Annotated in this window: 11 protein-coding genes; 9 read left to right on the top strand and 2 right to left on the bottom strand. The window is 58.9% G+C overall.

The genetic code is table 11. The features are described from left to right. Positions 1-206: 206 nt before the first annotated feature. The 3 genes from QQL76_RS10645 (at position 207) to QQL76_RS10635 (ending at position 4,309) form a co-directional block, all read left to right on the top strand. Positions 207-881: a response regulator transcription factor gene (locus QQL76_RS10645; protein WP_499207617.1), complete on the top strand. Its 675-nt coding sequence runs from the start codon at positions 207-209 to the stop codon at positions 879-881. After that, the gene (locus QQL76_RS10640) at positions 878-2,221 is read left to right on the top strand and encodes a sensor histidine kinase (protein WP_499207616.1); all 1,344 of its coding nucleotides are present in this window, start codon (positions 878-880) and stop codon (positions 2,219-2,221) included. Before QQL76_RS10645 ends, QQL76_RS10640 begins: the two co-directional genes overlap by 4 nt. Positions 2,222-3,463: 1,242 nt before the next feature. Next, positions 3,464-4,309, top strand: a complete 846-nt coding sequence (locus tag QQL76_RS10635) for an alpha/beta hydrolase (RefSeq protein ID WP_245451344.1) — start codon at positions 3,464-3,466, stop codon at positions 4,307-4,309. Positions 4,310-5,000: 691 nt separating this feature from the next. On the opposite strand, the gene QQL76_RS10630 is transcribed toward QQL76_RS10635, so the two are convergent. Continuing rightward, positions 5,001-5,813, bottom strand: coding sequence for an FCD domain-containing protein (locus QQL76_RS10630; protein ID WP_126011270.1), 813 nt, complete (start codon positions 5,811-5,813; stop codon positions 5,001-5,003). Between the two features lie 150 nt (positions 5,814-5,963). Between QQL76_RS10630 and QQL76_RS10625 the strand changes: the two genes are divergently transcribed. The 6 genes from QQL76_RS10625 (at position 5,964) to QQL76_RS10600 (ending at position 12,397) form a co-directional block, all read left to right on the top strand. Continuing rightward, positions 5,964-6,926: a TRAP transporter substrate-binding protein gene (locus QQL76_RS10625; protein WP_126011272.1), complete on the top strand. Its 963-nt coding sequence runs from the start codon at positions 5,964-5,966 to the stop codon at positions 6,924-6,926. 62 nt (positions 6,927-6,988) lie between these two features. Continuing rightward, positions 6,989-7,504 carry a TRAP transporter small permease gene (locus QQL76_RS10620; protein ID WP_499207615.1) on the top strand — a complete coding sequence of 172 codons (516 nt, stop codon included), beginning with the start codon at positions 6,989-6,991 and terminating at the stop codon, positions 7,502-7,504. Beyond that, positions 7,501-8,793 carry a TRAP transporter large permease gene (locus tag QQL76_RS10615; protein WP_126011276.1) on the top strand — a complete coding sequence of 431 codons (1,293 nt, stop codon included), beginning with the start codon at positions 7,501-7,503 and terminating at the stop codon, positions 8,791-8,793. The genes QQL76_RS10620 and QQL76_RS10615 overlap by 4 nt, the downstream gene beginning before the upstream one ends. A gap of 33 nt (positions 8,794-8,826) precedes the next feature. Beyond that, positions 8,827-9,789: an NAD-dependent epimerase/dehydratase family protein gene (locus QQL76_RS10610; protein ID WP_499207614.1), complete on the top strand. Its 963-nt coding sequence runs from the start codon at positions 8,827-8,829 to the stop codon at positions 9,787-9,789. Continuing rightward, positions 9,786-11,045: a ribulose-bisphosphate carboxylase large subunit family protein gene (locus QQL76_RS10605; RefSeq protein WP_499208352.1), complete on the top strand. Its 1,260-nt coding sequence runs from the start codon at positions 9,786-9,788 to the stop codon at positions 11,043-11,045. Before QQL76_RS10610 ends, QQL76_RS10605 begins: the two co-directional genes overlap by 4 nt. Beyond that, positions 11,042-12,397 carry a four-carbon acid sugar kinase family protein gene (locus tag QQL76_RS10600; RefSeq protein ID WP_499207613.1) on the top strand — a complete coding sequence of 452 codons (1,356 nt, stop codon included), beginning with the start codon at positions 11,042-11,044 and terminating at the stop codon, positions 12,395-12,397. Before QQL76_RS10605 ends, QQL76_RS10600 begins: the two co-directional genes overlap by 4 nt. A 207-nt stretch (positions 12,398-12,604) precedes the next feature. Here the strand turns inward: QQL76_RS10600 and QQL76_RS10595 are convergent, their stop codons facing one another. After that, positions 12,605-13,642 carry an ABC transporter substrate-binding protein gene (locus QQL76_RS10595; RefSeq protein WP_499207612.1) on the bottom strand — a complete coding sequence of 346 codons (1,038 nt, stop codon included), beginning with the start codon at positions 13,640-13,642 and terminating at the stop codon, positions 12,605-12,607. Positions 13,643-13,644: the final 2 nt, after the last annotated feature.

Genomic DNA, 13,644 nt, shown 5'->3' with positions numbered 1-13,644 from the left:
CAAACCTGCAGCGGCTGTCTCAGGCTTCACAACATCTTGATCGGTCAGATGGACCGATCAAGGTTCATTCGGAAAGATCCGCACCTCTTCCATTTGCATAATGTGTCAGCTCCGTAGACGAACGGTGCTGGATAACTCCGTGAAGGAGCACGTGCATCGACTCATGCATGTGCTCCAGCGAGGACGTGAGCAATCGAGGACGCAAAATGAGAGTACTTCTCGTTGAAGACGAGGCCGAATTCGCCAAAGCCTTACGCGGCGCGCTTGAACGCGACCAGTTCGTCGTCGACTGGGTGGCAGGATTGTCTCTCGCCAGCGAAGCATCGCGGTCTGGCGTCCACGATCTCGTTCTGCTCGATCGCACGCTGCCCGACGGCGACGGCCTAAGCCTCATTCCACAACTGCGTATCGACGCTCCGGGCGTTCCGATCATCGTGTTAAGCGCGCGCGGTGAACTGACCGACCGGGTAGCCGGGCTTGACTATGGTGCCGACGATTACCTGGTGAAGCCGTTCGACCTGGAGGAAATGTTCGCTCGCATTCGGGCTGTCCGTCGCCGTCCGAATGCACTTGCAGCAGACGAGATTGTTATCGGTGACCTCGTGTTCGATATGGCTCATGGCGAAGCGAGAGTGCGCGGAACGCGGTTGAACCTGCAGAGACGAGAAGTGAGGGTGCTCACAGCACTGCTTCGCCGCCGCGGGCGTGCTGTCCTGCGCGAGTCCATTGAGGAAGCGGTCTACGGCTTCGACGATACGATCCAGTCGAACATACTCGACTCTCATGTCTCCCGCCTGCGTCGAAAACTCAGCGATTCAGGCGCTGGCGTCGAGATCCATACGGTAAGAGGGGTGGGCTATCTGCTCAGGGAAATGGATTGAAGCGCCGTCAGCCATCATTGAAGTTTCGCCTTATCAGCAGGCAACTTATCCTCCAGTTTCTGACGGTCGCGGCAGCCGCCCTTGGCTTCATCGTCTTTATCGTGAGTTCGGCTCCCGATGGGATGTATGTCGAGGAAGCCGTTACAAAGGTCGCCGCAAACTCGATCGTTCGGGATGCGGCTGGAGTTCCGATGGTGAAAGTGACACCCGAACTGGCGAAACTTCAAGAGGAGTCGCCAGACCTTTGGTTCGCTGCCAGGCTGAGCGACACCAATTTGGTTACCTTCGGGCAAGTACCTGCTGAGTACGCCCCCCTTATCCCCCATCTCGACAAACTGTCCTCGGCAGACATGCGTGGGCAGTTCGAGCCCTTCACCCTTTCTGCCGTCGTCCGCCAGGTTGCTGGTCCCTTAGGCGACATGAAGATTATTGCGCATGGGCGGGTCACCCCCTTCACAGCGCTCATCACAATGGCATCCAATATGGTGGCAGCCGCGATTTTCCTCGCACTGGCTCTGGTCTCCATCGTCGCGACGCCAATGATCGTCAGACGTGCTTTGGCCGGCATCACCAAGACTGCGGAAGAAGCAGCGCGGATCGACGTCGGGCGTCGCGGCATCCGCCTTTCGGAGGACAGAGTTCCACGGGAGATTGGCCCGCTCGTCCGAGCTGTCAATGAAGCTCTCGATCGCCTTGATGCCGGATATGATCGTCAGAACCGCTTCATCGCGTCGGCCGCACATGAGCTGCGCACGCCAATCGCAATTTTGAGAATGAAGATCGATGCCACGAGCGACAAAAGTCTGCGGGCGCTCTCGCTCGACCTATCCCGGCTTGGAACGCTGTCGGAGCAATTGCTCGATCTTCATCGGCTGGACAATGACGCGCCAAGGGACCGGATCGACCTGGTTGCGCTTGCCCGCAGCGTCGCTGCGGATCAGGCACCATTGCTGATCGCTGTGAACAAGGCAATCGGAGTGGTCGTAGAGCAGCCTGGGGTGATACTGGGCAATCCGAGCTCGATAGAGCGCGCGCTCGCAAATCTCATTCAGAATGCTGTCGAGCATGGCGGGGACGAGGTGATCGTGCGGGTCGACGGTTCCTCCGTGGAAGTGGAGGACAACGGACCCGGCATACCTGGAGAGGAACACGAACGGGTGCTTGAACCCTTCTATCGGCTAAGGCCGCGGGCCTCAGGTACTGGTCTTGGGCTCAATCTGGTGAAGCAGGTCTTGGACCACCATTGCGGCCGCGTCACCATCACAGCGGCGCCCGCCGGAGGCACGATCGTCCGGTTGGATTTCCCCTCGATCAAGGACTGGCCGCCCGGAAACTGTTGATGCAACTCCTGCGTCTATTCGAGCGAGATGGTACTCGGGCACGGGCATGACGTCCGCATGACCCTGCCCGTCTCGATCATGGTCAGCCTTCTCGTCGTGTTCTCTTTCCGCCAACAACAAGAAGGGTCGGTCTGACCCCCGCGCCGCCCTGCACTGCCTCCATACCGGGATGATCGTCATCGCGTCGGCGCTCGGCCTCGCAGCGATGCAGGAATGGCGCGCGTAGTGATGGCTGAAAAAGCATACTCGGCTGTTCAGCGCGCATTTTTCGATCTCAGACAATGTTGCCGCAATGTGTGCCTGCTTCTTGGCGCCGTGATGACGGATTTTCGGGGCACCGCTTCGCCCTCTTTGTGCCGCCGAGAAAACGTCCAACCTCAATTTACAAGGAGATTAACAGAATGCTTAGACACCCTTCCGCCAAACATCGTGGGTCTGCGATAACCATCTTCTCCATCGCCCTGATCGGCCTCGCTGTAACGGGCTGCGTGTCCGCGCAAGAAGGGCAGTACAGGGACGCGGGCACCTGCGAAAGCTTTGGGGCTCCCTTTGGGTCTCGCGCTTATACAAACTGCATGCTGGAACAACAGGCACGGCGGGACAACGCACAGCGGGATTCGCTTGAGCGGATGCGACTGACGCAGGAGGTTGCGAGGAACGCTCAGGAGATGACTGATCGTGCGCGCTTGGACCGTTGCAGGCGTGATCCTGATCGGCGCGAGTGCCGGCCATGAGGCAGACCGTCGACTGATATTGGCTAACAATGGCACTGTTTCGCCTTTCTCTGCGGCTAAACAGTCCGCACCGTTGATGGGGAAAGATTCGGGCCAGCTTCCCCGTTAGGAAGTGACACACCTCTCTTGCTCAGTTGGCCTGACACTCGTGCTCAAGGATCGCCACCTTGAGGACGGCAACGGCTAGCTGAGCGAGATCCGGTGTGGTGTCGACAGCAGCATCGCTACGCAAGTTTTTGGCAGCCTCAAGGTGCGCAAGAACCGACTTCGATATTGCGGTAGGCGAGAGTATGGCGAGGATAAACACAAGCGATCCACTGTCACGATGATCACACGGTTGTCCATTTTGTTGGTTTGCATCGCAGCGACCGCTCTTGCCATCTCCCAAGCAAATGACGGTATGAACGCGGGAATGAGAATGTCTGTACACGAAGAACTGACTGCGGCGGGTCCAACTGGGCCACTCGCTGGGACCTTGACTCTCCCGTCCGGCGAAGTGCCGCTTTCCATGGACCTGCCGGTGTTTTTGATCGTGCCAGGATCGGGTCCGACCGATCGTGACGGCAACTCGCCTCTCGGTATTACTGCGGCGCCCTACAGACTGCTTGCAGAGGAGCTAGCTGCTAAGGGGTATGCTTCAGTGCGCATCGACAAGCGTGGCATGTTCGGATCCATAGGTGCCGCCCAAGACCCAAACAATGTGACGATCGCAGCCTATGGCGACGACCTCCGAGCGTGGATTGAAGCCATTCAAGAGCGGCTGCCCGCAAATTCTGGTGCGCGCTGCGTCATCCCGATTGGGCACAGCGAAGGCGGACTCGTCGCCCTAGCTGCCATGACACGTCTCACAGACGCCTGTGGGCTGATTTTGATCGCAAGCATCGGCAGGCCATTGGATGCGGTGCTTCTTGAGCAGTTGCGCGCCAACGCCGCCAATGCACCTTTCCTGATGGAGGCGGAATTGGCACTCGCGGAACTGAAACGCGGCAGACGGGTCGATCCGAGCGCGCTCAGTTCCGAACTTCAGCCACTTTTTCGGCTTGAGGTTCAGGGCTACCTGATCGATGCGATCTCGTACGACCCGCTGAAACTTGCAGCGCAAGTCCAAGTTCCGATACTGGTTTTGCAAGGCACACGCGACCTGCAGGTTAGCTTACAGGATGCACGGATGCTGGCGCACGCGGCGACTGACGCAAAGCTCTCTCTGCTTCCGGACGTCAATCACGTGCTCAAGACTGTAGCGTCCGAAGACGTCGCAGCTAACGTTGCAACATATGCAGACCCTGACCTTCCCATCGCGCCCGATGTTGTTGATGTAGTTGCGCATTTCGCTGCCACGATCGCTGGTAAATAAAGCTGCGAATGGCGTTTAACAACGACGCTGAGCAAGACTTACTTTCGAGCGAGTCTAACACTGACGCCGAGACCGGCGAGATGGCTCGCCTCCCGGTCAGCCGATCCGGCATTCAGACGAATCTGCCGAGTTGAAGAACCTGGCTCTTCGTTGAGTTCAGAATGGTAGGTCCGCTTTTGGGTGAAGGAGAGCTTCCTTTTAGCGTCCAAAAAGGGGCGCAAAGCTGACGTTGACGGGGTGGACGGGAAATCAATTCCCAAGCTATTCGGGGCCAACGTCTAAGCGTTAGCTTTGCGCCCCATCCCGGTCGATAGGCGCTTCGAAGTATGAGCCCAAAAGCAGACGCTGGTGGACGGATGCTCAACTGGGCCAGCCGATGTCAAGGCAAAGCACTCCAGCCTTCGGTTTGGACTGGTTGAACAGTCGCCGCACTGCTCCGCCGTCCCAGCGAAGCGAGAACGTCGCTATTCACGCCGATTGCCGATAGCTACCGCTGACGTTAATAGGCGGCCAGAAGACGCCGGGGGCTGATAATCCTAGTTCTTCCGGGCGAAATGAATGCCGCAGATCTACTCTCGGTATCGGTCTCAAAACCGACTAAAGCGATTGTTCTTCGGCGCCGGTTTGATCCTAAAATCGAACGGCCGCAGCGAGAGCGAAAAACCATCCGTTTTGGGCGAGATCATTCCGATTACAAGCTGCTCTTCCCGGACGCCGGCGCAGGCGGGTATATGCTGGCAAGCTGGCGGAGATGGTTCAACATTTCACGCTCGGCAGCTTCGGGGTCACGCTCCTTGATCGCCCTGAAGATGCGCTCATGGGCCGCAAAGGCGGTGTCCATTTGCCCCTCAATCTTCAGACTCGTGTGTCGTACTTCATGGAGCCAGCGGTCGATCGCCGTGAAAAATGCGTTGATGATGGGGTTATCGACGATATCGGCGATCTTTTGATGGAACGCGATATCGGTTCGTCCGAACAAATCTGCGTCTCCGATAGCCTCTCGATTGGCGTATAGAGCCTCCTCGAGAGCTCTTATCTGGGCGTCGCTCGCTGTGGGCGCAGCCAGACGTGCGACGCCTGCTTCGACGATTTGACGGACCTCGCTGAAGGATCTGAGCCCGCCGGGTTGCTGGAGATAGAACGTCGCAGCCTGCGACAGCATGCCGAGCAAGAATTCCGGCTGCGGCGCGCAGACACGCGCGCGGGTACCCGGACGCGTTTCGATAAGTCCCATCGCCTCCAAAGCAGCAGTCGCCTCGCGAACGGTGAGACGCGATACGCCATACTCATCCATGAGCGCCCGCTCGGATGGCAGCGAGTCGCCAGGTGCATACACGCCTTCCTGAATATCCGCTGCAAGCATGTCCACGAGGTCTTCGTGCATTCGGCGGCGCTTGATCGTTCGATCCACGTCTTTGCGTCCCGTCTCCAACTGATCAGTTGCCACGGAATTCTCCTGAGACTTTTGATCGGCGTGACCGACCTCTGTTGACAACACCACCATTTCCGAAGAACAAATGCAACCGTTCAGATGGTCTGATGGTCAGACCAGTTTCGCGGGAGGTGGGGAGCCGCGATTGAGGAGCATTCGACAGCCTTGCACAGCACGGCAGTGCGTCGTCCCCGACGCATGAACTTTGGGAGGAGTTGAACAATGACCCGTCACATCATGGCCGCACTGCTGGTCGGTGCTGCTTTCACCACGCCTGCATTCGCGGAAGACATCGCGATCGCGCTTCACGTCGATCCCGGGCACGAAATGTTTCAAGTGGGGGAGCGGCTAAAGGAAACGATCGAAGAGCGTACCGAGGGCCGGTTCACGGTCACTCTTCTTGGAACGGAAGTTGGTGGTGAGCGCGATCATCTTGAGGGCGCGAGCATCGGCGAGTACCAAATCGCACTTGGCGGCTCAATGCCGATGTCTCTCTACGCAGCACCCTACGCAGCTTCCGATCTTCCTTTCGTGTTCAACTCGAGCGCGGACGCAAGACGCGTGTACGAAGGCGAGATCGGCGACGCCGTTCAGGAATCGCTCGTAACAAACGGCAATCTTCGCCTCGTCGGTTTGTCGATCCGCAATCCCCGGAACCTGACCTCCAAGGTTCCGGTGCTCAGCCCCGACGATGTTTCTGGTGCCCGCTTGCGCATCCCGGAGATCACCCCTTGGGTTGAAATCTGGAGCGAGATCGGCGCGCTGCCGAGCCCGATCGCCTGGCCGGAAGTTTACACGTCCCTGCAAACGGGCGTGATCGAAATGCAGGAAAACCCCGTCGACTTCATCTACAACGGCAAGCTCTTTGAAGTTCAGAGCCATGTGAACCAGACGGAACACGTCTACTCGTTCTTCCACTGGCTCATGAATAATGGCTTCTATGAGGGACTGTCAGAAGACGATCGGGTTCTGATTCAGGCGGCCATCGATGAAGCCATTGCCTGGGGCGATGAGCTTGTCCAGGGCAATGAAGCCAAGGTCTACGACCAACTCGTCGACGCAGGCATGGAACTGACCGAGCCTGATGTTGATGCTTTCCGCGCGAAAGCCGAGCCGGCTATCCGTCGTGTTGCCGATACATTCGCACCGGAAGTGCGTGACTACGTTCTGTCTCAGATCGACTAACGGCTGTGCGCGCCGCTCTAACTGAGCGGCGCGTTCCCTTGCTCAATCAAAGGATGGGACCGATGTCAGACGTGGATACGCTGTTGGATCCAGCGCCGCCTCCGAAAAGTGCATTCTGGACTGTCGTCGAGACGGCCATGATCTTGGCGTTCATCGGCATGCTGGCCGTGATGCTCATTCAAGTAGTCTCACGTTACGCTCTCGCGATTGGGGTGCCGTGGACGGACGAAGCGTCACGTTATCTCTACATCACCCAAATCTTTCTGGGTCTGGCCGTAGCAGAGCGCTATGGCATGAACATTCGCGTCACGCTGGTGCTCGATATGCTGTCCACCCGCATCAGAAGCGTAATTGAGGCAATCGGCTATCTGCTGACCATCGCCATCGCCGTCGCAGTGCTCTTCGGTGCGATGCGCATGATCAACCAAACCGGCAATGTCGCTGCAAGCACGCTTCCAGTGACAATGGCCTGGCTCTACGGCGTTCAGGCTCTCGGGCTGGCTCTCTACATCACGCTGCTTGCGAAAGACGTCGTAGCAACCTTCCGTCGCACATCTTCGGAGGCGCACGCGTCATGATCATCCTTCTCGCATTGTTTGGCACACTGATCGTGCTGATGATCGTCGGTGTTCCCGTCGGTCTCGCCATGATCGGCGCCTCAGTCGCGGTGCTCTTGTCCAACCGCGGCTTCGACAATATCCCTTACGAGATGCTTGCGCAGCGCACGCTTTACGGTGTCAACAGCTTCACGCTTTTGGCTATTCCGGCCTTTCTTCTCATAGGCCGGTTGATGAATGCCTCGGGCATATCCGACCGTGTCTTCAACGTAGCCCGCTCACTCGTGGGTCATCTGCGCGGCGGGCTTGGGCACGTAAATGTTCTCTCCAGCATGATCTTTGCGGGCATGTCGGGGTCTGCCGTTGCCGATGCTGGCGGGCTCGGCCCGGTGCAGATGCGCGCCATGGAGAAAGACGGTTACGATCGCGGCTTCAGTGCTGCGGTGACTGCCAGCTCGGCAACAATCGGTCCGATCATCCCACCGTCGATACCGGCCGTCATCTATGGCGCGCTCGCCAACACATCGATCGCCGCCGTCTTCCTTGGATCGATCATTCCAGGGATCTTGATGGGACTGTCTTTGATGGCGCTGGTTTTCATCATGTCGCACCGTCGGGGTTATCCCGTGTCTAAGCGAGCCAAACTGTCAGAGATCATTGCCGCGATCGGCGCGGGCTTCCTGCCGATGATGACGCCGGTGATCATCATCGTAGGCATCCTCTCGGGCATTTTCACGCCGACAGAGGCATCGGTGATCGCCGTCGGTTACTGCATGATCATCGCATTCCTGGTGTACCGCACGATTTCACTCCGGGAATTCTGGGTGATCTGCAGGGATACGGCTGTCGATACTGCGGCCCTTCTGGTCATCATCGCCGGCTCGGCGCTTTATGCCTGGGTTCTGGCGCGTTATCAGGTGACCAGCCAGATTATCGACTTCCTGTCCGGTGCGATCGAGAGCAAGTACCTTCTGCTCTTCCTGTTGATGATATTCGTGCTGGTCATCGGTTGCTTCATCGACTCTGTCCCCGCGCTGTTCCTGCTCACGCCGATTTTGGTCCCACTGGTCGTCAGTTATGGCATCGATCCAGTCCACTTCGGTGTCGCAATGATCTTCAATCTTATGATCGGATTGGTCACGCCACCCGTCGGAACGGTGTTATTCACGGTGCAGAAAGTGGCGAACATCCCGTATGGCGAACTCGTGCGCGAGATCATGCCCTTCTATATCCCGCTGTTCGGGATGCTCCTCGCAATTACCTTCATTCCCGGGCTGGTCATGTTCCTGCCCAATCTCCTGCTGCGATAGCAGCGGGAGGACCTACTTCCGGAGACTTTATCAATGGCAATTTTGGTGTTTGGCGGTCTCGGCCATGTCGGATCGTGGGTTGCGCACGACCTCGCGCAGCGCGGCGAAGACGTCGTCATCTTTGACCTGGGCGCGCGGGGTCTGGATGGCCTCGGGCTTGATTATCTCGAAGCGGTATCCGAGCGCCTGACCTTCGAGAACGTGGATGTTCTCGATACGCACACCGTGTTCGAACGCATGCGGGCCTACGAGGGCCGCATCGATGCGGTCATCTTCGGTGTCGCGGTGATTGCTGGCCCCACGTTTCAGCTTCGCCCCTTCCGCAACATCCAGATCAACACCATGGGAATGCTGAATGTCCTGGATGCCTGTCGCATCCTCGGCGTTCCAAAATTCATCAATCTCAGCTCGGGAGCAGTTTACGGAACCCAAGCTGGCGGCCAGACTGAGCAACTGCCGTTCATGGCGAGCGATCTCTATGGCGCCACGAAGGTCGCCAATGAAGTTCTGGCAGATCAGTATGGCGTGACCTACGGCATCGACGTGCGCCAGGCGCGGCTCTATTTCGTCTACGGCCCCGGCAAACTTCCGTCTCGTATGCACACGCTTTACCAGGCGATGTTCGGCGGTCTGGAAGGGCTCCATGGGATCGAAGTGCCGACTGGTGGGGATCAGTCTCTGGACTGGACGCACGTGCGGGATACGGCCGCCGGCATCGTGGCCCTTCTCGATGCCAATCCTGAAGATGCGGACGGCGCATTCAACATTTCATCCGGGGTTGCCGTCAGCCATCGTGACATCGTCGCGCACGTCGCCGAGATCGTTGGCCGGCCGACCGACATGCGTCTGGGCGACGGCCTCTTTTTCCAGCGCGGGGCACCGCTCGATATTTCGAAAGCCAAGCGCCAGCTTCAGTTCGAGCCGCGATTCACAGACATTCGAGATGGTCTGAAAGATTACCACACTTGGCTGGCGACAGCCGGTCGGGCCGCATGATCCCCGATCAAAGCCGGGAGCGGATAAGGGCGAGCTATTTGCTGCGCAGCAAGGGCAACGTTCAGGCCGTTGCAGAAGCGATCGCAGGCGAGCAATCAAGCGGTACGTTCATCGCTCTGCCCAATGAGAGCGTTGCACTGCGCGAGCGTTCTTCAGCGCGCGTAGAAGAAATTGCAGAAGCTCCTGATGAGGGAAACCCCTCCCTGCCCGGCTCGGCAGGAGAAGGCAGCCCCAAGACTTACCGGCTGACTGTGTCCTGGCCGTTAGCCAATGTCGGCGCGTCGCTTCCCAATCTGCTGGCCACCGTCGCCGGAAACCTGTTCGAACTCAGGCAGGTTGCCGGCCTCAAGCTTCTCGACGTCTCGGTTCCAGGCGTATTTGCCGACGCCTATCCGGGACCTGGATTTGGCGTGGCTGGCACTCGCCGCCTCTCCGGCGTCGCCGAGGGTCCACTGATCGGCACCATCATCAAGCCTTCGGTTGGCCTAAGTGTCGAAGAGACTGCTGAACTCGTAGAAGAGCTTTGTGCGGGGGGCATCGACTTCATCAAAGACGATGAATTGCAGGCCGACGGACCGTCATGCCCATTCGACGAACGGGCGCGCGCGGTGCTGGAGGTCATCGACCGCCATGCCCAGCGCACGGGCCGGCGGGTGATGTATGCTGCCAATCTGACGGGCGAGCTGGATGAGATGCGCCGCCGGCACGATCTGGTCCAGGCTCTCGGCGGGACCTGCGTCATGCTGAGCCTGAACAGCGTTGGCCTCACCGGCTTCTCGGCATTTCGCAAGCACTGCAGCTTGCCCATCCACGCACATCGAAATGGCTGGGGCTATCTCGGTCGCTCATCCGACAATGGATTCTCGTATCTCGCCTGGCAGAAGTTCTGGCGGATTGCCGGCGTTGATCACATGCACGTCAACGGCATTCGCAACAAATTCTGGGAGGATGACGACAGCGTCATTGCTTCTGCACGGGCTTGTTTGACGCCCATGTACCAAGATCGCCCTCTGACCGTGATGCCCGTATTCAGCTCTGGCCAAACGGTTCATCAAGCCCACGACACGTGGCGCCGTCTCGGATCGGCAGACCTCATCCACTGTGCCGGTGGAGGCGTCGTTGCTCATCCAAGCGGCGTAAGTGCCGGCGTCGAAGCGCTGCGCTTCGCTTGGGATGCAGCCCGCTCGGGCATTCCGCTAGAAACTGCGGCGCGATCATCGCGCTCGCTTGCTCAGGCGCTGGAGACATTCCAATGACCCCAACATTTCCAAATGGGACTTTGCTGGCGTTTTATGGCGACGACTTCACCGGCTCCACGGATGCCATGGAAGTGACTGCCCTTGCAGGCCTGAAGACGGTGCTCTTCGCCGGGACGCCGAGCGAGGAAACGCTTGCAGAGTTCGCTGATTATCCCGTCATTGGCATCGCCGGCGTTGCCCGCTCGAAAGATCCAGTGTGGATGGAAGCCAATCTGCGCCCTGCACTCGCCGCGTTGGCGGCACGCCACCCGCGTATCCTGCAATATAAATTCTGTTCGACCTTCGATTCCTCAGCCCGCATCGGATCGATCGGTAAGGCCATCGACATCGGCCGAGACGTTCTCGAGCCAGATTGGTCGCCCTGCATCGTGGGGGCACCGCAACTCGGGCGGTGGCAGATCTTTTCCAACCTTTTTGCCGTCGCCGCCGGAACCGCCCATCGCATCGACCGTCACCCGACCATGTCGCGCCATCCGGTCACACCGATGCACGAAGCTGATCTGCGTTTGCATCTCTCCCAGCAGACGAATGCACCCGTTGGTTCGATCGACATTGGTGAGATGCAATCGGGCCTAGCTGCCCCGAAGGTATTGGCTGCGCGTGACGCCAACCAAGTGACGTTCATCGACGTCGCCGACACGCAAACGCAGGCAATCGCCGGTCGCCTTGTCTGGGAGAACAGCGAGCGCAGTTTGTTCTCGGCGTCATCTTCCGGGTTGCAATACGCCTTGGTCGCGCACTGGCGCGAACAGGGGTTGCTCCCTGCGCAGCCGCCTGAATTCGCCTCACCTCCACCAGTCGATCGGCTGCTTGTGCTCTCGGGCAGTTGTTCACCGGTCACTGCCGCACAGATCGCCGCGGCCGAGGCCGCTGGCTTCGCCTCTATCCGGCTCGATGTGATCGCGACCAGCGATCGCAAAACCGCCGTCGCCGAATTGACCCGTGTCGAAGAAGCGATTGCCGAGGGGTTCGCAAAATCTCGGGGCGTGATCGTATACGCCGCCCGGACGGTGGATGATCCCAACTTCAGCAGGCTCAAAGAGCGCGCTGCGCAAAGCGGGATGACGTTCGACGAGGCTCAGGACAGCATCGGTCGCGCTTTGGGATCGTTGGCCCACGCCTGCGTGTCCCGTTTTGATCTGACCCGGCTCGTCGTCGCTGGTGGAGATACATCGGGACGCGTTCTCGAAGCATTGCCGATCCACGCGCTGGAAATGAAGTATCCTTTGGGCCGGGGCGCACCGATATGCGCCTCGCACAGCCACGAAGAGCCTTTCAGTAGGCTTGAGCTCGTGCTGAAGGGTGGACAGCTCGGTCAAGCATCGTTGTTTGTCGATGCTTTAGGCTAAGCCACGACAAATCTTCGGAGCAGGCCGCCGTATCTGCACCCATGATCGACCGGCGCTCGCGCGAAACTCAAGATCGATCGATACGGGTATACTTTCGATTCCCCGCGTAGGCTTTCTGCGGCTCAGTCTTGCAGCGCAGTTTAAAGAACTCACTGTCGTGAAAAGTGGCGCTGCGAAACCCTTGCGGATCTTGCGGCGCCCATTGCTCTACATATTCTCTTCACGCCAAGCGGCGACTTCCGCTTCCACTTCGGCGCGATCCCAGTCGTTGGCGGGCTCGATGAGTGAAGGATCGAGGAATTCCTCGTTGGCCACGATCTCGTCGATGACGCCGAATTTCTGCATCGCTGGCTGGATGTTCTGCCAGATTTCCGTCTGGAGATCGCCGAGATTGTCCGTCACCGAAACATTCAGCCGGATCGCGTTGTCAAGATATTGCTGACCGAACTCGGGATCCTCCCACTCTTCCGGCACCGCCTCGCGGGCAATCGCTGCCACCACTTCCGGATCGACCTCGGCGACATACATCGCCTTCGACCATGCCCGCAGATAGCCTTGGATCGCCACGCGCTTGGCTTCGTCTGCTTCACCGGAAATGACGAAGGTGTTGCCAGGCTTTGCCGATACTTCCTCCGGCGTGATCAGTTTGATCGGGATGCCATTTGCCTGGATCGCGAGCCAGTCCGGTCCGGAACCCGCGATGGCCGCGACCGTCTGGTCCATGAACGCCGCAGCAAGCGTCGGGCCCGCCTCGCCGACAACAACGCTGGTGACGTCATTTTCGGTCAGGCCACGCGCATCGAGTGCGATCTTCAGCGTCACGAGATCGCGGTCGGACACGAGACCGACGGTTTCGCCTTCCAGTTCAGCAACGTCGGTGATGGCGCTCTCGCCGGAAATGGCGATGCCGTCTGGCGCCTGCTGCATGACTTCGTAGACGACGCGAATGTCGGCGCCCGCGGCCTTTGCCTGCAGCACTTCGGCCGGATCGAGCATGGCGATGTCGGCCTGGCCGTTGCGGATGAAGCTGACGAACGGAATCGGCGTCGTCGACGGCAGCAGATTGACGTTGACACCCTCCTCCTCGAAATAACCGAGAGCCTCGCCGACGATCAGCGGGAAGTAGTTGGCCGAACGCTGCTTCGGCATGATGGCGTTGATCTGGGTGATCTCTTGCGCCACCGCCGTTCCACCAATGATCATCGCCGTTGCGGCGAGAAGGCTCATCTTCACTGCACGTCTCATGG

Origin of the sequence: Rhizobium albus, from assembly GCA_030160035.1 — a bacterium.
Lineage (GTDB): Bacteria > Pseudomonadota > Alphaproteobacteria > Rhizobiales > Rhizobiaceae > Georhizobium > Georhizobium albus.
The sequence above is the reverse complement of the archived record's forward strand: the minus strand, read 5'-3'. Positions and strand labels throughout refer to the sequence as shown.

What these genes read in the sequence shown, in the direction of transcription:
- QQL76_RS10605 (WP_499208352.1), top strand. Translation starts at nt 9,786, where the DNA reads ATGATCCCCGATCAAAGCCGGGAGCGGATAAGGGCGAGCTATTTGCTG.
- QQL76_RS10635 (WP_245451344.1), top strand. Translation starts at nt 3,464, where the DNA reads ATGGACCTGCCGGTGTTTTTGATCGTGCCAGGATCGGGTCCGACCGAT.
- QQL76_RS10610 (WP_499207614.1), top strand. Translation starts at nt 8,827, where the DNA reads ATGGCAATTTTGGTGTTTGGCGGTCTCGGCCATGTCGGATCGTGGGTT.
- QQL76_RS10630 (WP_126011270.1), bottom strand. Translation starts at nt 5,813, where the DNA reads ATGGTGGTGTTGTCAACAGAGGTCGGTCACGCCGATCAAAAGTCTCAG.
- QQL76_RS10625 (WP_126011272.1), top strand. Translation starts at nt 5,964, where the DNA reads ATGACCCGTCACATCATGGCCGCACTGCTGGTCGGTGCTGCTTTCACC.
- QQL76_RS10600 (WP_499207613.1), top strand. Translation starts at nt 11,042, where the DNA reads ATGACCCCAACATTTCCAAATGGGACTTTGCTGGCGTTTTATGGCGAC.
- QQL76_RS10595 (WP_499207612.1), bottom strand. Translation starts at nt 13,642, where the DNA reads ATGAGACGTGCAGTGAAGATGAGCCTTCTCGCCGCAACGGCGATGATC.
- QQL76_RS10645 (WP_499207617.1), top strand. Translation starts at nt 207, where the DNA reads ATGAGAGTACTTCTCGTTGAAGACGAGGCCGAATTCGCCAAAGCCTTA.
- QQL76_RS10620 (WP_499207615.1), top strand. Translation starts at nt 6,989, where the DNA reads ATGTCAGACGTGGATACGCTGTTGGATCCAGCGCCGCCTCCGAAAAGT.
- QQL76_RS10615 (WP_126011276.1), top strand. Translation starts at nt 7,501, where the DNA reads ATGATCATCCTTCTCGCATTGTTTGGCACACTGATCGTGCTGATGATC.